This window comes from Maridesulfovibrio ferrireducens (assembly GCF_900101105.1).
Lineage (GTDB): Bacteria > Desulfobacterota > Desulfovibrionia > Desulfovibrionales > Desulfovibrionaceae > Maridesulfovibrio > Maridesulfovibrio ferrireducens.
In genome coordinates, this window is record NZ_FNGA01000002.1 from 630269 (window position 1) to 650329 (window position 20061).

A 20061-nucleotide genomic window follows, 5' to 3' on the forward strand; every position below is an offset into this window, starting at 1 on the left:
TTCTCGAATTCAATATTCGGTGTTCATGATGAAACTGCTGCCTCAGGCAGACGAATAATGAACTTTGTTCCTTTACCCGGCTCAGATTCAACAAGAAACTCTCCTTCATGATTACGAGCAATGATGAAATAAGAGACAGAAAGCCCCAAACCGGTTCCAAGACCTACGTGCTTTGTTGTATAAAAAGGTTCAAAGACTCTTTTACGGACATCCTCTTCCATACCCGGTCCGTTATCCTCTACTTCGATCCGAACAAAGCCGCCATCCTTCCTCGTCCTCAAAGTCAGGCAGGGACGTTCATCTCCAAAATCTTTATCGGACATTGCTTGAGCCGCATTTTTAAAGATATTCAGGAAAACCTGCTCAATTTCGGTTTCAGTAATATTGATCTGCGGTAATCCCTGCTCATAATCTCTACGAATATCAATAGTTTTAAAATCGTATTTCTTCTTTAAATCGTAATCATTGGCGGCAAGACTGAGCGATTTCTCTAGCAGTCCCTTCACGTCCGTCGTGACCCGCACAGATTCACTTTTCCTGCTGAATTCAAGCATATTACGAACAATCTGAGCAGCCCTGCGCCCTGCGTCGCTTATACCGCGCAAATAGCCGATTATACCACGTTTATCCATGTATTCCTGAACTTTATCCAAATCTAGATCAATTTCAGAAGCAACTTCAACATTCTTAGGTAAGGATGGTGACAAACGCCTTTCCGCCCCTTGAACTCCTGACAAAATGGCTCCAAGCGGATTATTAATTTCATGAGCCATACCTGCGGCAAGACCCCCGACAGACATCATTTTTTCAGTCTGGATCATCATCTCTTCCAGACGTGATTTCATGGTCACGTCATCTATCAATAATACAGCTCCTCCACCTTCTTCACTGTCAAGGAGAGGATAAACTTTGAGATTCTTATAAAGAATTGCTCCATTCACGGTAAAAGGAACCTTCGGCTTTTCACGGATTTTAAACATTGAGACGGCTTCCGAAATCAATTCCTGCTCACTTTCCAACTGAGGAAAAACATCGGTAAGGGGGAGGCCTTTAACCTCTTTCCATGACAATCCGGTCTCTTCTTCGGCAGACCTGTTCCATTGAATAATATGCCCACTATCATCAATCCCGACTAAGACAGTAGGCATTGAATCAATTGTATTTTTCAGGAGGTTACGCAGCCGGGCAAGTTCATTCTCAGATTTTTTGCGTTCAGTAGAATCAGCAACAATACCCATATAATGAGTAATAACACCTTCTGCGTCTCTAGCTACGACAATACTGTCTTCAGTCCAGATAACGCGCCCGTCAGGGGCAATAATTCTGTATTCCTGCTTAAAATGGTCAGCACCTGAATTTTGATGCTTCTTAACTTCACTGATAGCCCTGCCCCGATCTTCGGGATGAATAACATCAATAAAATTTATTTTTCCAGACATGAAATCATCTGCATTAAAACCTAGCTGCGTCACATTTTTAGAAACAAGTTCAACAGGCCAACCATCTTCAGCCCTCCATTTAAAAAGAACGACAGGACTTTTTTCCACAATCATATTCGACTGCATAAGGGCTTCTTCAGCTTTTTTACGCTCAGCAATATCTCTAATCAGATTAAGCCGCATATCGTTAAAAGCTTTGGCGACCTTATCAAATTCATCAAACTTCTTTCTGTTCTTTCTACGATTTAAAACAAGCGGCCGCTCTAGATTGTCAATATCCATTTCCTGCGCGTAATCAGCCATCGACTGCAAATGCCGGGTGACCATGTAGTAGATAATAATTAATATGCAGAGTGCGACCAAAAAAGTTTTAATACCCTGCATCAGTAAAACAACGAATACCCGGTGTTTCAAACGGTTAATAACATTTTCAAGATCAGCAACGACCCGCAGTTGTCCTACATCAACACGCCTGCCATCCACCAGATGACTGAGCACAAAGGTCTTTTCAATAATCTTGCCGTTTGAAGGTATCAGACCGACCGAGACGACTGACTCAACTGCCCCCGAAGTCATATCACTGACTTCTAAATAGCGCATCCCGGGTAATTTCTTAGCCCCTTCAAGCTGAATTTTAACATGATCAATATTAATATCCCAAAGGCTGGCAGAAATAGTATTCGCATAACTGTTTTCAATTTGTGACATCGCCTTTTCAATCTCGCTGACATCACTCCGGTATTCCATATACAATTGAACGCTGGTTCCAAGAATTGTAAAAAAAGAGCTGCATATCAAAATATAAATAAGGAGCCTGTAAGGTAAAACCTGCCCTTTTCTTGATCCTAAAAATTTTATCATGAAACTCCACCCAAATATTTTGTTGCGCAAGTACAAACTCAATAGGTTATCTCAGTCCGTCCAATTATCATTTAGAATGACATAATTAACATCAATTTGAAAGGTTCAGCTGTGATCGGTCACACAATCTCCAACCGGCATCATTGATTACATAATTTCAAATTTGGATTCTACTCTTAAAATTGCAATTCACGAAGAACAAAAAGCTATAAACTTTAAGTTTCTGTCAATGAAATAAGCACCGATAAAAATGGGATAAATTGATTGCACGCAAAAAAAATAGGGCACCACAATTCAGCTCATATAGAAATGAACTTTATATAAAGTGACTTAGACAGAACCATACGCAAATAGTAAAATCTGAATTATGAAGAAAAACTAATAAGGTATTACGAGGTAAGACAGAAACTACTTTTTATGCTCCGCCCATTTATCTATCGCATCAAGGAACATGAATGTTTCAGTAGATTTAATTCCACCAATATTGGAAAGGTCATCCACCAGACACTGTCTGAACGCATTCCGTGAAGGAACAAATACTTCCACCAGCAGGTCATAACGACCAGAAACATTTATTACAGACTGCACGCCGCTGACTAATGAAATTTTTTCCATAATATCACGATTTGCCCGCCCTTCAAGGTTAATACCTACCAAGGCAATCAAACTGTTCTCGAAATAAAGAGGATTTACAGAAGCGGTAATTCTCAAATAATCATTTTTAATCATCCGCTCAGTACGTAACCTGACAGTTCCATCTGAAACACCAAGCTTACGCGCTATATTTTTATAAGATTCACGTCCATTACTCTGTAATTCTTCTATAATTTTACGATCTATGTCATCAAGAACTAAAGTTTTATCTTTCACCCGGAATCTCCTGCTTTCAATATTACTATGAAATTTACAATTAATTATGTTATACATAGTGGCAAAATGACAATTCCGTCAATCCATGATAAAAAATATCCTGTCAAAATAAAAGCCTACGTTTTTTTGCATTTTAACAATTTTCAAGCCATATTTTAACATTGACAAGATTTAGCATATTGTTTTTTAATTAAAACGAAAGAAGCACTTTCCCAACATGGAGGATTAAATATGCCCAGCAATTTATTTAAAGCACTTTCGGAGCAGACTGAGGAGCTAAAAGCAACCGGTCTTTACAAAGATGAAAGAATCATAACATCACCGCAACAGGCTCAAATATCTGTAGCAGGTGGACAGGACGTTCTTAATTTCTGTGCCAACAACTATCTCGGCCTTGCCAACAATCCTGAACTGATAGAATCCGCAAAAAAAGCCCTTGATAAATACGGATTCGGACTTTCATCCGTAAGGTTTATCTGCGGAACTCAGGATATTCACAAAAAGCTTGAACAAAAAATAAGCGAATTTCTCCAAACTGAAGATACAATTCTCTATGGATCGTGTTTTGACGCAAACGGCGGGTTGTTCGAAACTATCCTTTCGAACGAAGATGCGGTTATAAGCGACTCGCTTAATCACGCTTCAATAATAGATGGTGTACGCCTCTGCAAAGCTAAACGATTCCGCTATAAAAATAATGACATGGCAGATCTTGAACAGCAATTAAAAGATGCTTCCGACTGCCGCTACCGACTGATTGTCACTGACGGTGTTTTTTCCATGGACGGAATAATAGCTGACCTCAAATCAATCTGCGACTTAGCGGACAAATATGACGCACTTGTCATGGTTGATGATTCACACGCAGTTGGATTTGTCGGGGAAAACGGACGAGGAACACCTGAAGCGTGCGGAGTTCTCGGCCGTGTCGATATAATCACCGGAACTCTCGGCAAAGCTCTCGGCGGTGCTTCCGGCGGTTACACATCAGGCCGTAAAGAAATCATTGAATGGCTGCGTCAAAGATCCCGCCCTTACCTTTTTTCAAATACTCTGGCTCCGGTAATAGCCTCTACATCAGTTGCAGTACTCGACCTGATCCAGAATCAGCCGGAACTCAGAACCAGACTTAATGAAAACAGTCAACTTTTCCGCTCACGTATGGAAGAAGCCGGGTTCAACCTTGTGCCGGGCCATCACCCCATCATTCCGGTAATGCTCGGTGACGCGGTTCTGGCGCAAAAAGTTGCCGCAGGCCTTCTCGAAGAAGGTATTTATGTAATAGGATTCAGCTTCCCTGTCGTTCCTCGCGGGCAGGCCAGAATCCGGACGCAGATGTCGGCAGGCCATACCACGGAACAAGTAAACAAGGCCGTGGATGCATTTATCAAAGTAGGTCGTAAACTCAACATTATTGAATAGAAGGCTCACCTTAATGAAGACAATGAAGGCTCTGGTTAAAAGTAAATCGGAAGAAGGAATCTGGATGGAAGAAGTGCCCGTTCCTCAGTGCGGGCATAACGATGTTCTGATAAAAGTCAAAAAAACAGCTATTTGCGGAACTGATATACACATATATAATTGGGACAAATGGGCACAGCAGACAATCCCAGTCCCTATGGTTGTCGGGCACGAATTCTCAGGTGTAATCGAAAACCTCGGCAGTGAAGTTCAAGGCCTTGCCCTTGGTGACAGAGTTTCCGCAGAAGGACATGTCACTTGCGGTCACTGTCGAAATTGCAGAGCCGGGAAAAGACATCTCTGTAGAAACACTATCGGTGTAGGGGTTAATCGTCCGGGATGTTTTGCCGAGTATGTTTGTGTTCCGGCTTCAAATGTATTTAAACTCACTGACGCAATTTCTGACGACGTAGGTTCAATCCTTGATCCACTTGGAAACGCCGCGCACACGGCCCTTTCCTTCAACTTAGTGGGTGAAGATGTCCTTATCACCGGAGCCGGCCCCATCGGCATGATGGCTGTCGCAATAGCCCGCCATGCCGGAGCCCGTCACATTGTTATAACCGACCTTAATGACTATCGTCTGGACATTGCCGACAAACTCGGAGCTACCCGCACCGTAAATGTCAGTAAAGAAAAGCTGGATGATGTCATGGCCGAACTTAATATGACCGAAGGGTTTGATGTAGGTCTTGAAATGTCCGGCAGCCCTGCTGCTTTCAGGGAAATGCTCGCAAAAATGAATCACGGCGGACATATTGCTCTGCTGGGTATTCTTCCGGATGACACTCAGATAGACTGGAACATGGTCGTTTTCAAGGGGCTGAAACTGAAAGGTATTTATGGCCGTGAAATGTTTGAAACATGGTACAAAATGTCCTCCATGCTTCAATCCAATCTTGATATTACTCCCGCAATTACGCATCATTTTAAAATCGATGATTTCCAAAAAGGTTTTGACGTTATGCGTACGGGGCAGTCTGGGAAAGTTATTCTGGACTGGACCTAACCTGAAAAGACTTTAAAATATTTCACACCAAAAAGCCCCCGATATTATATCGGGGCTTTTTGGTGTAAAAAGAAAATTATTCAAAAATCAATTATTCATACTGGAATAGATTCTCCTCACATGCCTTTGTGTAATTCCCAGTCTGTCCGCTATATCGGCATTTTCTATGCCATAATTTTTAAGCTTAATCACTTTTTCCGTAAGTTTTGCATGTTCTACAAAACGAGTCGAAATATACACTCTATCATTAGAAAATTCCTTAAGAACACTGAGAGCAGCCTTTTCGGGGCTTTTATTTCCCAGCCGGACACTATCCATCTCGCGAACCATAGCCTCATATAACAAATTCTCTTTCATTACCTCTCTCCGGTTTATTATCAACTGATGAGTATAGACTAATGTTTCAACCCGTCAGCCCCTGCCAGACATTGTCGGAGATAATTAAAAAATTAAGGGCCCGCCCTTATAAATAAGACAAGCCCCTAATTTTAATACATTATAATTATTATTTCACACCAAACGCCTATCTTTCATTAAAATAGACTTTTAATGGTATCACCTATTTTTTTTACAGGATTTTTATCAGGTTCGGTTGTAGATTTCTCTCCACTCTTACCGGTAAAAGTCTTACCAATACCTTCCAATGTGTTTTGAACTCCTTCAAGCACATTACCAACAATACTAAAACCGGACTTTGCAAGAATTACTGCAAAGCGTGGTAAATCGACCATAATTGAAGGGTCCGCGACCGCACCGGTAATATTTACAGGAACTGTCAGGCCGACAAGATCCTTACTGCTTTTTCCGCCCTGCCCTTCAAGAGAACCTACGATTTTAGCATCAAGTGCATAATCCAAAGTCATCGTATTAAGATCCATTTTACCGGCCCCATCGGCTCGAAGCAGAGGAGATTTGAGTACTAAATCTTTATTGACGGCAACACCTTTATCAATCTTCGCTGTCGCGGAAACTTCGCCAAACTCTGTTCTGTTATTATTTCTATGACCAATCACCCCGCCTGTGAGGATCGAAAACGCATCTCCTGCCAGAAACAGGATATCAAAACCGGACACATACCCGTCCAGAACTTTGAACCCAAGATTCCCATTCAGATTAGCAATAATAACTTTAACGTCATTCCCTCTGCTTGCAAGATTGGTAGTAAATCCCATTTTACCGGAGAAACTGTCTTTTCCTGTCATTTCTTGTGAAAGAGCCTCACCGTCAAGTCCGGTAAGCGCACCGTTAAACGTCATTGTCGGAACAGCTCCGGTCACATTCAAAACGGCTGTAGAAGTAAACGCGCCTTTGGCTGCATTCAGGGAAAGCGGCTTGATGTTCAAAACTCCGCCCTTTGCGCGGGCAACGACAATAACATTAGTCAAATTAGCCTTCCCGGCTATCAACTGCTTAACACTAAGATCAGCTTTCAAAGTCAACTTGCGTAAAAACTCAACAGGAAACAACTCACCTTTTTTCTCAGATTTTACACCCGCTGTCGCTTTTTTATCAGCTTTGCCAGCTTCTTCAGGAGGCAGATAACTATCAAGATTAAATTTATCCACATCGACAGCCAACTTAACATCGGGACGATCAGGGTTTGCAAACGAAGCAGCACCCTTAATAATTGTTTCATCCAGATTGATCAGTAAATTTGAAATTTCAACAGACTTTGCCGTTCCAGATACGGAAAAATTAAGACCGACAGCAGTTAAGGCCTTATTACTGGAAGTTTTAACTCCAAATGCCATCTGCTCGAGAGTGCTTTTCAGATTAAATCCGGGAACACTCATATCACCAGTAAACTTAAGCTTGTCTCCTCCCATCCCTGAGCCCTTAAAAGAGCCTTCAGCTTTCATACCATAAGCTTCAAGGATAAGGTTACCAACGTCAGCAGTTCCGGCAGCAAGATTAAGGGCTGCGTCTCCAGAGAGCTTAACCTGACCTTTATTACCGGGAACAGCTGCTCCCTTTGCGTCCACAAGAACTTTCAAATCCTTAACAGAGAAAGATTTAAAATCTGACGACAGAATTGCAATCCCTGATGTGGTGGTATCCGCTACAATTTCCGGCTTTGTTGAAGACAGGAGCACGTGCACTTTAAAATTAAACGGCTCCCCGGGAGCAAATTCATCAATTGAAATATCACAATCATCAACGGCCTGCCTGACATTATCCTTACGGTCATCCCATACAATTTGGGCATTTTCGATAAGAAGGCCACCCAAAGTAATATTAAGATCACTTTTAGCGTCATCAGCGGAAGGCTCCGGCTTTGTTGTCTCGCTTTCTTTAGCAATCAAATCGTCCCAGTTAGTTACTCCGGCTTTATTCCGCATAAGATTTAAAACCAGATTCTCAACGTCAACCCGCCTTAATTGCACATCTCCCGAAAGAAGAGGAAGCAACTTAAGGCTTACATCTGCGGATTTAAGGCTGAACATATTCTTTTCCGAAAAGCCCGGAGCATTTGAAAGAGTCACTCCTGAAGTAGTCACTCCTACCCAAGGGAAAACCGAAAGTTTGATATCCCCGTCAAAAGTAAGTTCGCGCCCTGTTTTATCGCGCACGACTTTAGAAATTTCATCTTTGTAATCATTAGGGTTAATAAAAATTGTCGCGAGCACCATTGCGGCAACAACGACAACAACCAGACTCGCGACCACTATCCCAATTATTTTAATCGGTTTACTCATGGGTGCATTCTCCCTACATAATTGCATAAATATTTAGGCAAATCGCCATACTCCTAACATAGCCTGTCAGCGAAAAAAATCAAACTATAAATATAACAAAACAAAATGCCCGGACCAATAAGAAGACTCTTTACTCAGCATAAAACACATCTAACCCTTTTTTATTGCCAATATTCCCGAAATCAGGCAATTAATCGACATGCAAAAAAAATGGTCTTTCGCCCTTACATGCCTTGTCACGTATGCAACCTACCTTTTCACCATGGCAGAACTACCCGCATTTTTAAATCATCTTTTGGGAAACTGGCCGGAAATGCTTGGTTACAGATTTGCGACCAGATTAAAAGATCCCGTACTTTTATATTTCTGCCTTGGTCACTTGGCTATATTCGGCGCAATTATACCACTCTATCTAGCTAAAAAATTTGATCTTAAACCGCACAGAAAAGTTCCATCCGCCATATTATGGCCCAGCATCGTGGCTTTAGTCGGCTCGTTTTTATTTTACGCACATTTTCAAGGATTTCTCACAAACATGCTGCATCCGGACCCGGATCTGCCATACATGACAGAAGCATTTTTCTACATATTTCCCTTTTCACTGGGTCTTTGTGTCTACTCATGCTTTTTGATTCCACGCGCTGTAATGCTGATTATGGACGGCAATAAATTTTCACCTATCCTCGAAGCTGCGGCTGCCATTGGTTCAATTTTGATTTCATGGCAGATGTACATACACATTGGCCATATTTTACCGGAGAAAATATTCTGGACTGGTATGGTAATAGCTGCGGCTGGGGCATTGTCCAGATCGTTCTATCTGTCGTTTATAGCCTGTTTTGCCACCCTTTACGGGGCTTCAATGGTCAATCCTGTTTTCTACGAAATTCCATGGGAACCGATCTTACCGGGATTTCTTGCCGCCTTCGTAGCCTTCTGCCTATATCTTCATTCAAGAGATACAAGATCATTCCCGCACATTTCTACGACAAACAGTTAAAGATCGTCAGAAAACACCATATTCTAAAATATGAGAGATATGAATTAGTTGTGCGGCTATGATGTAATAAAAAAAAGTAGACGGGATGACGAGTATATTAATCGAGTAGTTTTCTTACAACAAGCAATTCAGCGTGGATTTCCTTAAGAATTGCAGTATCAAAAGAACCGTCGGAATTCTTATCCATCCCAAACAAAGGCAATTGCTCGGCAGAATTTTTCCCGACAATTTCAGCTGTCATTTCCGCATCACTCTGCGGATCAAATGAATCCAGCCGTTTTCGAGCACCTTCAATTGTAAGCCCCTCATCATGCAGAAGCATCTTGATGCGAGCGATAAGCTGAACATGTTCTTCATTATAAAGACGCTGACCTGACGGCGTGCGAATAGGCTCAAGCTGCTCAAATTCCCCTTCCCAGAAACGCAGCACGTAAGATTTCAAGCCGACAAGTTTTGCCGCCTGACCTATTTTGTATATTTTTGATTCATTCTGCCGACTCATAAGAACCTTACTATCAAAGAGATATCCCTTAGAAAAGACTAAATACGCAAAAAACTGCGTAAATTCAGATTAATTTTACACACGACGAGCAAAGCTATGCTTAGCACCCTAAACGTACAAAAAGAAATCCTTATTTTATGAACCGTCCACAATCATTAAAAAAATATTTTTCTTGCTTGACAGAGAACACTACCTCAAGTAGTTATCGTCTCCGTTGAGACAAACATAGGCGCGTAGCTCAGGGGTAGAGCACTTGCTTGACATGCAAGGGGTCAACAGTTCAAAGCTGTTCGTGCCTACCATTAGGTAGAACAAGGCTGGTTATCGAAAGATAACCAGCCTTTTTTCGTTTTGGGATATATTGCGGGGAACATTTTGCGGCTCTCCAGTCAACTTATCTTCATATTCTGCATTCCGCTTGATAATATTGAAAAACCACCCGCGCTAAACAAATAGTAGCGAACAAGTGTCGAATTTGATAACTCGTAATTGCACTACCTCCACCCGAGCCTACTACAGCATTGTTCGAAGGAAAAAAACATGCAAAAAAAGATATACTATCATTTCCTAGTGATATTTATTTTATTTATTTCAGCTTATCCCCCAGCAATATATGCCGATTCAATAGACAATTTGTACGATGCTGCAATTTCTGATGCTAGAATAGCAAAACCGGACGAGATATCTCGATCGTTGGTGGGAATATCTTCACCAGACAATAAAAACATACCCACAGTCCTGCAATGGAAAGAAATTTACGGTGAAAACCATGTATTGGTGTGTAGTTGGGTCGGAACCTATATTTCAAATAAAGGTTGGGGAGAAGGCCAAACTTATACACTTGGCAGCACAGATAATTTATGGATCACGGTAAGTCCGCAGTTAAAGACTTTTTTCAGCAGCAATGAATTTTGGCCGGATTCACACGCAGAAATAATCCTAAGAATTGAACAATTACTTGGACTTCCCAAAGACAACGGTAAAGTAAAATTCATAGAGTTCTGGGTTAAACCTTCTGACCTGTTCAGACCCAGTCCCGACCCGGACCCAAGCGATCATGAAGCACAGCTTGAGTATCCATGGAAGAAAAGCCGATTCCAAATTCAAGAAATATCCCAGAAAATTCATGAATATGTCAGCTCTAAAGATCCCAACCACGAATATACATTTAAAGAGTGGTTTGAAAACCTGAATGCCACCAGCTACAGCGGCTCAACACCCTACCCTTGGACTAAACTAGGCTACACCTATGACTGGGCTGAGGATATCCACAACAACGGGCATGTGGGTTTGTCTGAATTCCTCGTACTCGGCGGAGCGACCATTATTATTGAACAGACTGTGGACACTGATAATTTAGAAGATTATTTCGTTCAGCCATAATCGAGAACAGCTTTACGACACGAACACCAAAACATCGACCTTCAGGAACTGGGAGTTATAGAGAGCGGCAATTACAGCTGCGTACAGAACCCCATCCAATTATTTCAAAGCTGCTCGTACCTACCAAGTAAATTCAAGGGTTTAGGATCAATTCCTAGACCCTTTTTTTGTGCATGGTCAACCAATGCCTATAACACCCCTATAACATCACTGAAAAATGTTGACCCTCAAGAAAAAAGACTAATTAATCCAAACTACTAGAACCGTTAACATGTGCTTGACATGCAAGGGGGCAGCAGTTCAAAATTGCTCGTACCTACCATTAAAGAGAAAAAGATCAGCCCTTTTCAGTTAATTCTTTCAACCAACTTAAAACTTATCCTCGATAAAATTGTTCGGTCACGGTGTATTGGTAATCTTGATTGGGCAGTTGCAAAAATTCTCGCATACTTTGTCTTTCTACTGTTTTGAATTTGGAATCGGAATTACAAACGGGCTTATGAACTTGCACCCATTTTAATTATATCATACAAGAATTAATAAATTCATTAAAACAATTCAGGAGATATAATGTCTGCAAAAGTAGAAAATTTTTATGATGGCGTAGCTGAGGGGTATTCAGAACAGTATGAACGCGAAAACATCCAGAACATTCAGTGTGACTACCCTGCCAACTATTTCAGATTGCAGCTACTTATGAATTCTTTTGTAAAAAATGATATTAAAAAAGTTATTGAAGTTGGAGTTGGTGAAGGAACTCCCCTAGCGACACTAGCTAAAACTGGAATAGATATATTTGGATTTGATATCGCTAATAAAATGGTAGAAAGATCCAAAAAAACGATGAAAGACAATGGATTAGATCCCAGCAAAATCTTCTGGGGAGATATTCAAGATCCAACAACATATCTGCATGCAGTAAAAGATGGAAAGTTTGACGCTGCAATGGCAATGGGAGTAATGCCCCACATAGATAATGATGATTTTGTTTTAAATAATATTGGTGGACTAGTAAAAAAAGGCGGAAAGGTTTTTATAGAATTTAGAAATAAACTATTTTCACTATTCTCCTTTAATAGACATACAGTTGATTTTATTTTGAATGATCTCTTGGATGGAGTAGACAAGTCACTTTTAAAAAAAGTTGAAGAAGATCTCAACAGTCGAATTCGCATCGACATGCCCCCAACCAGAAGCAACGATGGCGGACAAGAGGGCGTAGGTTTTGATACAATTCTTTCAAAATTTCATAACCCCTTTGAGGTCATCGAGCTTTTTAATAAGCACAATTTCCAAGATGTGAATGTTCTCTGGTATCACTACCATCCTTCGATGCCATACTTGGCAGATAGTATGCCTCTACAATTTAGAAAGGAAGCAATAAAACTTGAACATAACCCCTCTTCATGGAAAGGAATGTTTTTATGTTCTGCTTTTATCATTGAGGCAACTAAAGTCTAATTATGAATATGCTAACTAAAGAGTTCACAATTGGTGCAGAAATTAAATCTCTTGTGAGAGATTTATTCCCAATATGCAGAAGTCTCACGGGCAACGGAGTTCGTGAAACCTTGCGAATTATTTCAGAAACACTTCCATTAAATTTGGTTGAAATTCCTAGTGGAACAAAAGTATTTGACTGGGAAATACCAAATGAGTGGAATATTGAAGATGCATATATTAAAAATTCTAAGGGCGTACGCATCGTAGACTTTAAGAAGAATAATCTTCATGTAGTTGGTTATTCTACGCCTATAGACAAAAGAATGCCTTTGGCTGAATTAGAAAAGAATTTGCATTCAATTGCAGAGCAACCAGATGCTATCCCATATGTGACTTCGTACTATAATAAGAATTGGGGATTTTGTTTAACTCATAACGATCGCGAAAAATTACAAGAAGATGATTACCATGTCGTAATAAAGAGCACTCTTGAGCCTGGGAGTTTGACTTATGCTGAAACATTCATCCCGGGAGAGTCTGACCAAGAGATTTTGCTTTCCAGTTATGTTTGTCACCCTTCTATGGCTAACAATGAACTTTCAGGGCCATCTGTCCTAGCATATATAGGAAAATGGCTTCTTGAGAAAAAAAGAAGATACAGCTATAGAATAATACTTATACCTGAAACAATTGGGTCTATTACGTATATTTCTAAAAATTTTGAACAATTAAAAAAGAACACGATAGCAGGATTTAATCTTTCATGTATCGGAGATGAAAGACACTATTCTAATATTGAAACTAGGTACGGAGAGACTCTCTCAGATCGCGTTGTGAAAAACCTATTTAAATATGATTTCAAGAACAACACTACTTATTCTTTTTTAGAACGTGGCAGTGATGAGCGTCAATTCTGTAGTCCGGGAGTTGATTTACCCATCGTAGGACTATGTCGAAGCAAATACAATACGTATCCAGAGTATCACACTTCATTAGATAATTTAGATTTAGTAACTGCCGCAGGGCTAAGTGGAGGATATCAACTTGTTAAAGAAAGTATTACCTCTATTGAAAAAAATTACACATACAAAGTAAACAATTTATGTGAACCTCAACTTGGCAAAAGAGGATTATATCCCAATATAAGTCAGAAGGGACATTATGGCACAGTAAATGCGATGATGAACTTTCTTGCGTACGCGGATGGGACAAACGATTTAATCAGCATTAGTGATAGAATCGGCGTCCCTATGCACGAGTTATTTCCAATAGTTCAAAAGATGTATGACAATGGTTTAATTTCAACGATTGAAACCTGTTAAGAGGAACCTCCCACCCCCTAAAAAACCGGAAAATCATCAAAAAAGGTTCCCAATACTAACTTTTATTCAATCATTTCAACGCATACAAGCGACTTCTCTGACTTGACATGCAGGAACAGCAGTTCAAAACTGCTCATGCCTATCATTAAATAAAAAAAGGCTGGTTATCTTTCGATAACCAGCCTTTTTTCGTTTTTGAAAAATAACTGCGAACTTGGCAAGCAAATCTACTCAGCATCAGGTGCTGGTAAAGGATTAGCAAGAGAATGTGCCAGCATTGCATCCATCAAATTTTCGGTATTTGCTGCCTCGTCGTCAGAACCCATCTCTTTTAATCCTACAAAGGCCTCACGAACCATATTCAGCCCTTCTTCACGGCTACCTGAAACATAAAGAAGCTGACCAAGAAGCTCACCGATAGGACAAATGTAGGATAAATCTCCAAGATCTTTGACTAGAGAATAGGCCTCAATCAGCATGAGCAAAGCTTTTTCCTTATTATCTCTGGAAATCTCTATCTGTGCCATCTCAAAAAGAGTTAGCCCACGCCCTTTGGAATCATCATTGTTCTTACATTCCTTAAGATGCTCTTCAAGCTGCGCAAGCGCTTCCTCAATCTGATCATTTTGCGTAGAATTATTCATAGACATTATTTATTAGATCTCCATATTTGAAATAATTTTTAATTAAAGAGTTATCTGGGTTACCCGCAAGAACTGTGGCTATTTTTATTTTTTCATCTTCCGTTTTCTATAAATTCTTCAATAGACAAGTCAACCTCAAGTATTTTTCCCCATAGCAGCGCACTCTTTTGATCATTTCGAAAAGTTGCCGGAATAACCGGAAGCCGTTCACAAGTAGCATTTTTCTCATTATTATAATAAACTGCTATCATTTCCCATTTTGGAGTCAGGAGACGTTATGCTACGCAATGCTACTTTTCTTACCGCCATGGCCCTAACATCCGCAGTAATGATTTGGGGGATAATTGATATCGCCGGCTTGGCAACTTTCGCCGACACCACAGTGCGTACCCTTTTTCAGAGCAGAGGCTGGTTTGTGATGCTCACGGTCACGATACTGCTTGTGTGCTGTGTGGTGCTAGCTTTGGGTCCTGCCGGAAAAATCCGTCTGGGTGCGGACGATGATCGACCTGAGTTCTCCACATTCAGTTGGTTATCCATGATGTTCGCCGCAGGCATGGGTGTCGGCCTGCTCTTTTACGGCGTTGCAGAACCAATGACTCACTACAATTTCATGAGCCAATTAATGAAACCACAACAAGCGGCCACCAACGCACTTAGTTTAACGGTTTTTCATTGGGGATTTCACGCTTGGGCCATTTATGGATTAGTGGGACTTGTGATCGCATATTTCGGTTTTCGGCATAACAAGCCACAATTGCTGAGCGCGCCTATCAACGCTGTTTTCGGAAAAAGCTGGTGGGCCAAGCCAACAGGCTTCGTGGTGGACGTGCTGACAATTTACGCCATAGCTATCGGCTTAGCCGGGTCATTCGCCATGGGTGTTTTCCAAGCGCAAAGCGGCATCGTAAGAATATTAGGCATTGCTGACCCAGGCCTTCCCCTTTCACTGATAATATTCGCAGTCCTGTTCGTGGCGTATTTATTACCGCTCATGCGCGACCTTGGTTCTGGCATGGCCACACTCTCCAACACGGCAATCATCATTACGGTGACCTTGCTGCTGTATGTGTTGCTCGCCGGCCCCACGCATTTTCTCATGGGCACGGTAGTACAAACTATGGGCGTCTATATTACGGACTTTTTCCCCCACGGATTCGCGGTGTATACTTTCTGGGATGACACGGTGCAACACTGGTTTTCAAGCTGGACATTGAACTACATGGCCTGGTGGCTAGCCTGGGCGCCGTTTGTGGGAGTGTTCATAGCGCGCATCTCCAAGGGCAGAACCATTCGCGAATTCCTAGCTGGCGTACTTTTAGCCCCCACGGGCTTTTCACTCTTATGGTTCAGCATTTTGGGCGCAATGGGGTTTTTCCAAACCTACAATCAGGTATATGACCCCACCATTGTGCAGACAAATATCAACGGTTCCACGTTTGCACTTTTGGAAACACTGCCCGGCGCAACCATCACCTCATTACTCACCCTGACCTCAGCTCTGCTGTTTATCATAACAAGCGTAGTCAGTGCCGCATATGTTTTGGCAATGTTCTCCGTAGGGGGCGACCAAAATCCTCCCACAAAGATGAAACTCACATGGGGCGCCATCCTCGGAGCACTGGGGTTAATCATGATACTTACGGACAGCATTGAGGCGGTAAAGGCAATCATCGCCCTGAGCGCGAACCCGTTCGTGTTTATTGTGCTCCTGCTAATGGTGTGCCTGTTGAAATCGTTAAAAATGGAAGCAGCAAAAACAAAAAAAGGAGCGGAGTAATGAACGCGAGCTTGTTGGATACTATTTTAAACATTTGGGTATTCGTTTTTATTGGTTTTTTGGTGTACCTATATTTTCGAAAAGAGAAAGAGTAGAATCGCTCATCATGACATCGAAGGTTTGACCTTGATACAGATTTTACGGACATCAACGCGCGCTTTGCAAAAGACAAAACTCTCTCCCTTTGGAATTCGACAGCAAAGGAAAATTAAAATGATATATTACACTCAATTCAAGACTCGTTTGTGGGAAATAATCCTAGTAGGTAACGAATTAGGACTTTCTAACCTGCACATGGTCACTGAGGCGGGTAAACGGAATTTCGAAATTTCGGACAAGTGGCAACGAAACGACTCCTTTTTTGAAACAATCAAGGAACAGATACTTGAATACTTTGCCGGACAACGAAAACAGTTCGACATCACTTTAAATCCACAAGGTACTGATTTCCAAAAACGAGTTTGGGAACAACTTTACGCTATCCCTTTCGGAGAGATACGAACATACAAAGATATCGCCATTGCCATAGGTAATAAAAAAGCCTGCAGAGCTGTGGGAATGGCTAATTCAAAAAACCCCCTTCCACTCATTGTACCTTGCCACCGTGTCATTGGCAGCAACGGCAAATTGACAGGTTTTGCGCATGGGCTGAAAGCCAAAGAACAATTACTTAAACTTGAAAACTACCCCGAATAAAGAGAATAAGGAAACATATGTTAGCCGTAATTTTTGAAGTAACCCCCACCAAAGAAGGGAAAGAAGAATACCTTGAAATAGCATCAAAGCTTCGCGTCTTTCTGCAAGATCAAAAAGGGTTCATCTCTATTGAAAGGTTCCAAAGCCTAGTCGAAGAAGACAAAGTACTCAGCCTTTCTTTTTGGGAAAATGAAGCTGACATCGAAGTCTGGCGCAATCTTTTGGAACATAGACATGGACAGCAAACAGGAAAAGAAAAACTGTTTCATTCATACAGAATCCGAGTGGCCGAAGTAGTGCGTGACTATACAGAAATTGAACGGAAAGAAGCTCCAAGCGATTCAAACCGCACACTTTGTTAAGAACTGATCGCGCCTGCCATTAGCCCGTCCTGTTTCGAAAATCAATGCATTACGAATGTACTTTTTATATCATAATCTTTTTATTTTAAAAAAAGGGACACTAAAATAAATATCAATGAGGTTAGTACCTTAAACATCTTTTCTTATCAAACAACAATCAAGTTTACTTCGTGTAAATGTGCGTATTATAAATCTTTAAATCAATAGTAGTTGTATTAATAATTACATTGAATAGTACATTAAAGTGTAACAAATTTCACAATGCAGTTCCAAAGAGTATCTTTTTACACATACTAAAGAAGGAAGAACTATGAGAACATTATGTTTTGCTTTAATTTTGTTTCTGTCGTTACCAGCCTCTATTTATGCCGCTGCTATACCAATAGTATTCAAACTTAACGCTAAACATGATCCGGATAAAGTTTACGCTACCTTCTACAATTGTGTGGGGGCTACTCCAGCTCCAAGCATAACAGGAACCTATAATAACGCAGAAGGGACCGGCATAGCCTTGAGCACGACGCGCTCATATAAGATGTCAGAGCTGACCTCTTCCAGTTCAATTGCCACCGGAGTTCCGGCGGGAGTCCCGGCGGTGCTTATCAGCGACTTCAACTCTGGAAGAATTTATATTTCTTATGATCAAGCTATGGGTTCATTTGGCTGCACGCAGCCTTCAACGGAACCAACATCAAATGATCCAAGCTTAGGGATTCGCTTTCAGCCTATGGAGCTTGATATTGAAAGCGGCTCAGTGGGAGGCGTGATGACGCCTATAATCAATACAAATCTTACTTATATTGATTATGCAGCGATAGCATTATCACTTACGGTCAAAAATGCCACATCAACAATTGCCAACAACCCATTGATGACCTCGGTTTCCAGTGAACTTCTTACAGATATTCTTGGCAAAACAACCATAGAAAATTACTCAACAGTAAGACCCTCTGCTTCCGACAAGCTCCCCAGTACAAATTTTACTCGTGTCCTATCCCCAACCTCAGCTGACAAAGTTAGAAAGTTCAATGATTGGACAAACTATCTAAAAACAACACTTTTCGCGTCTACAACAACCAACAATAAGCCTATAAAAATTAAAGGTTTTTTTGCCGGAGTAGGCGGGCAACCCGCAAATAACGGCGGATTGGCAACTGATCGAGAAGCGAGGAATCAAACTCAAAGTTATGATTATCTTGTAAAATTTGGTGCAAACGGAGACGCAACCATGACCGCGCAGGCCGGGTCCGGAGACGGAACAGTAGCCGGTGCGGGAGCGAATACAGGGCAAGGTGTCGGTGCAGTTAACGTTACCATAACTTTTGCGGCTCTCAATGCGTCTACCGGAATTTACGGCAACAACCCTGCATATACCTATGGAGTTACAACCACTACCGGAGTCGAAAATGATTTTTATGGATGGGTAGTCGGTGATTTGCTTGCAGGGCTAAGCTGGGGACTCGCAGGAAGTCCTGTAAAATTCAATGCAACTTCAGCTCAAAATATTCCAATCGGGGATATAACAAGCGCGGAATGGTACGGAGGCCTTAAGTCTACCGGAGGGGCATATAGCGTACCGCTTTCTCCAGTTGGAAAGGGTTATATTTACGGCAAGGCCCAACCTGGCAACCCAACAAATTATCATACTTACGCCGCAGGATTAGTTGGAATTACCGGAGCCTATGGATTTGGACTACAAGACCGTGCCGGAGCAACCCTGATGAACTTCAACAGGATAGCCCAGCCCAATGGATACCTTGAGATCGGTATAGATACTGAAAACCATGCAGTGATTGGAGCAAGCCCTTCACAGCAATCAGGTGTTACAGTCACAGTTGACGAGTTTGGTTCTAAAGATATGGGAGCCAGCGAACTGAAGACCACATACTCTGTTGAGGATTTCACTACGTACTCAACAGTTTGCTCCTTCAATGCTTCCATCAATGTCAATGGCGGGTACGGAGTTTTCATGATAAATTCCAACAGCCTGCCTGCGGGATCACCGACGGCACTACGGCTAATTAAGCTTTATGAATCCAACGGAACATCTGCGTTCTTCGGTAATTACGCTGCAACGGGCCCGATTTACTCTGACGGGTCGTGGTGGCTGACAGATCTTTCCGGCAATCATATTTTACCCAGTGATAAAATCATTACCGGAGATCATTATTATGCACATTTTGTTGTGAAAGATAATGGTAAGTATGACGAAAATCCAGCCCTCGGTCAGATTACAGACCCGATTGCACTAGGTACTGACACCTCTGGCTCCGGGTGTGTACTAAACTCAGAAGCTAATTTCACTTTTGAGCTTGCAGGACTATTTCTCGCAGCCCTGATTCTTGCATGTTTCCGCAAGAAGGATGATTATAAGAGTCTAAAATAATTATATTAGAATGAGGGTCGTCTTATAAGTATAGATCGACAGCAATTCTGAGGCCGGTTATCGAAAGGTAGCCGGCCTTTTTTTGTGGGGAATAGGCTAAGAAACTTCTACTGTATAGCAACACCAATTATTATGATCAAAACACTCTGGGCCAATTTTTTACTTCAATAATGCCATATTTACACAACACTCACGGAATGTTATTAT

At 41.5% G+C, this 20061-nt stretch carries 16 protein-coding genes and 1 tRNA gene; 11 read left to right on the forward strand and 6 right to left on the reverse strand.

What is annotated here, in order from left to right; genetic code table 11:
- Positions 1 to 23 precede the first annotated feature (23 nt).
- Both BLT41_RS07690 and BLT41_RS07695 read right to left on the reverse strand, forming a co-directional pair.
- Positions 24 to 2300, reverse strand: a complete 2277-nt coding sequence (locus tag BLT41_RS07690; protein WP_092159860.1) for an ATP-binding protein — start codon at positions 2298 to 2300, stop codon at positions 24 to 26.
- Between the two features lie 408 nt (positions 2301 to 2708).
- Positions 2709 to 3170, reverse strand: a complete 462-nt coding sequence (locus BLT41_RS07695; protein ID WP_092159862.1) for an Lrp/AsnC family transcriptional regulator — start codon at positions 3168 to 3170, stop codon at positions 2709 to 2711.
- Between the two features lie 231 nt (positions 3171 to 3401).
- Here BLT41_RS07695 and BLT41_RS07700 point away from each other — a divergent pair, with 231 nt between their 5' ends.
- Together BLT41_RS07700 and tdh are read left to right on the forward strand one after the other, a co-directional pair.
- Complete coding sequence (locus tag BLT41_RS07700; RefSeq protein WP_092159863.1) at positions 3402 to 4592, forward strand: glycine C-acetyltransferase; 1191 nt, start codon at positions 3402 to 3404, stop codon at positions 4590 to 4592.
- 13 nt (positions 4593 to 4605) lie between these two features.
- A complete protein-coding gene (gene tdh / locus BLT41_RS07705; protein WP_092159864.1) occupies positions 4606 to 5640 on the forward strand; it encodes an L-threonine 3-dehydrogenase in 1035 nt (344 codons plus the stop codon).
- Between the two features lie 87 nt (positions 5641 to 5727).
- On the opposite strand, the gene BLT41_RS07710 is transcribed toward tdh, so the two are convergent.
- Entirely contained in the window at positions 5728 to 5997 is a 270-nt protein-coding gene (locus BLT41_RS07710; protein WP_092159865.1) for a hypothetical protein, read from the reverse strand.
- Positions 5998 to 6173: 176 nt separating this feature from the next.
- Complete coding sequence (locus tag BLT41_RS07715) at positions 6174 to 8336, reverse strand: AsmA family protein (RefSeq protein ID WP_092159866.1); 2163 nt, start codon at positions 8334 to 8336, stop codon at positions 6174 to 6176.
- A 199-nt stretch (positions 8337 to 8535) separates the two neighbouring features.
- Here BLT41_RS07715 and BLT41_RS07720 point away from each other — a divergent pair, with 199 nt between their 5' ends.
- Entirely contained in the window at positions 8536 to 9336 is an 801-nt protein-coding gene (locus BLT41_RS07720) for a hypothetical protein (RefSeq protein ID WP_092159867.1), read from the forward strand.
- A 97-nt stretch (positions 9337 to 9433) separates the two neighbouring features.
- Here BLT41_RS07720 and BLT41_RS17770 read toward each other — a convergent pair whose 3' ends face one another.
- Positions 9434 to 9838 carry a MerR family transcriptional regulator gene (locus BLT41_RS17770; protein ID WP_092159868.1) on the reverse strand — a complete coding sequence of 135 codons (405 nt, stop codon included), beginning with the start codon at positions 9836 to 9838 and terminating at the stop codon, positions 9434 to 9436.
- Positions 9839 to 10065: 227 nt separating this feature from the next.
- On the opposite strand from BLT41_RS17770, the gene BLT41_RS07730 reads away from it, so the two are divergent.
- The 4 genes from BLT41_RS07730 to BLT41_RS07750 all read left to right on the forward strand — a co-directional run bounded on the left by BLT41_RS07730 (position 10066) and on the right by BLT41_RS07750 (position 13986).
- A tRNA-Val gene (locus tag BLT41_RS07730) sits at positions 10066 to 10140 on the forward strand.
- A gap of 238 nt (positions 10141 to 10378) precedes the next feature.
- Positions 10379 to 11221: a hypothetical protein gene (locus BLT41_RS07735; protein ID WP_092159869.1), complete on the forward strand. Its 843-nt coding sequence runs from the start codon at positions 10379 to 10381 to the stop codon at positions 11219 to 11221.
- A 570-nt stretch (positions 11222 to 11791) separates the two neighbouring features.
- Positions 11792 to 12682: a class I SAM-dependent methyltransferase gene (locus tag BLT41_RS07745; RefSeq protein ID WP_092159871.1), complete on the forward strand. Its 891-nt coding sequence runs from the start codon at positions 11792 to 11794 to the stop codon at positions 12680 to 12682.
- 8 nt (positions 12683 to 12690) lie between these two features.
- Complete coding sequence (locus BLT41_RS07750) at positions 12691 to 13986, forward strand: DUF4910 domain-containing protein (protein WP_170830352.1); 1296 nt, start codon at positions 12691 to 12693, stop codon at positions 13984 to 13986.
- A gap of 227 nt (positions 13987 to 14213) precedes the next feature.
- Here the strand turns inward: BLT41_RS07750 and BLT41_RS07755 are convergent, their stop codons facing one another.
- Positions 14214 to 14636 carry a hypothetical protein gene (locus tag BLT41_RS07755; protein ID WP_092159873.1) on the reverse strand — a complete coding sequence of 141 codons (423 nt, stop codon included), beginning with the start codon at positions 14634 to 14636 and terminating at the stop codon, positions 14214 to 14216.
- Between the two features lie 271 nt (positions 14637 to 14907).
- Here BLT41_RS07755 and BLT41_RS07760 point away from each other — a divergent pair, with 271 nt between their 5' ends.
- The 4 genes from BLT41_RS07760 (at position 14908) to BLT41_RS07775 (ending at position 19854) form a co-directional block, all read left to right on the forward strand.
- Positions 14908 to 16410 carry a BCCT family transporter gene (locus BLT41_RS07760; protein ID WP_092159874.1) on the forward strand — a complete coding sequence of 501 codons (1503 nt, stop codon included), beginning with the start codon at positions 14908 to 14910 and terminating at the stop codon, positions 16408 to 16410.
- A gap of 213 nt (positions 16411 to 16623) precedes the next feature.
- A complete protein-coding gene (locus BLT41_RS07765) occupies positions 16624 to 17106 on the forward strand; it encodes a methylated-DNA--[protein]-cysteine S-methyltransferase (protein WP_092159875.1) in 483 nt (160 codons plus the stop codon).
- Between the two features lie 17 nt (positions 17107 to 17123).
- Positions 17124 to 17468, forward strand: a complete 345-nt coding sequence (locus BLT41_RS07770; RefSeq protein WP_092159876.1) for an antibiotic biosynthesis monooxygenase family protein — start codon at positions 17124 to 17126, stop codon at positions 17466 to 17468.
- Positions 17469 to 17778: 310 nt separating this feature from the next.
- Positions 17779 to 19854, forward strand: a complete 2076-nt coding sequence (locus tag BLT41_RS07775; RefSeq protein ID WP_092159877.1) for a beta-1,3-glucanase family protein — start codon at positions 17779 to 17781, stop codon at positions 19852 to 19854.
- The last annotated feature ends 207 nt before the right edge of the window (positions 19855 to 20061 follow it).

Coding starts and splice junctions, on each gene's coding strand:
- BLT41_RS07690 (WP_092159860.1), bottom strand. CDS start 2,300: ATGATAAAATTTTTAGGATCAAGAAAAGGGCAGGTTTTACCTTACAGG.
- BLT41_RS07700 (WP_092159863.1), top strand. CDS start 3,402: ATGCCCAGCAATTTATTTAAAGCACTTTCGGAGCAGACTGAGGAGCTA.
- tdh (WP_092159864.1), top strand. CDS start 4,606: ATGAAGACAATGAAGGCTCTGGTTAAAAGTAAATCGGAAGAAGGAATC.
- BLT41_RS07710 (WP_092159865.1), bottom strand. CDS start 5,997: ATGAAAGAGAATTTGTTATATGAGGCTATGGTTCGCGAGATGGATAGT.
- BLT41_RS07715 (WP_092159866.1), bottom strand. CDS start 8,336: ATGAGTAAACCGATTAAAATAATTGGGATAGTGGTCGCGAGTCTGGTT.
- BLT41_RS07720 (WP_092159867.1), top strand. CDS start 8,536: ATGCAAAAAAAATGGTCTTTCGCCCTTACATGCCTTGTCACGTATGCA.
- BLT41_RS17770 (WP_092159868.1), bottom strand. CDS start 9,838: ATGAGTCGGCAGAATGAATCAAAAATATACAAAATAGGTCAGGCGGCA.
- BLT41_RS07735 (WP_092159869.1), top strand. CDS start 10,379: ATGCAAAAAAAGATATACTATCATTTCCTAGTGATATTTATTTTATTT.
- BLT41_RS07745 (WP_092159871.1), top strand. CDS start 11,792: ATGTCTGCAAAAGTAGAAAATTTTTATGATGGCGTAGCTGAGGGGTAT.
- BLT41_RS07750 (WP_170830352.1), top strand. CDS start 12,691: ATGCTAACTAAAGAGTTCACAATTGGTGCAGAAATTAAATCTCTTGTG.
- BLT41_RS07755 (WP_092159873.1), bottom strand. CDS start 14,636: ATGTCTATGAATAATTCTACGCAAAATGATCAGATTGAGGAAGCGCTT.
- BLT41_RS07760 (WP_092159874.1), top strand. CDS start 14,908: ATGCTACGCAATGCTACTTTTCTTACCGCCATGGCCCTAACATCCGCA.
- BLT41_RS07765 (WP_092159875.1), top strand. CDS start 16,624: ATGATATATTACACTCAATTCAAGACTCGTTTGTGGGAAATAATCCTA.
- BLT41_RS07770 (WP_092159876.1), top strand. CDS start 17,124: ATGTTAGCCGTAATTTTTGAAGTAACCCCCACCAAAGAAGGGAAAGAA.
- BLT41_RS07775 (WP_092159877.1), top strand. CDS start 17,779: ATGAGAACATTATGTTTTGCTTTAATTTTGTTTCTGTCGTTACCAGCC.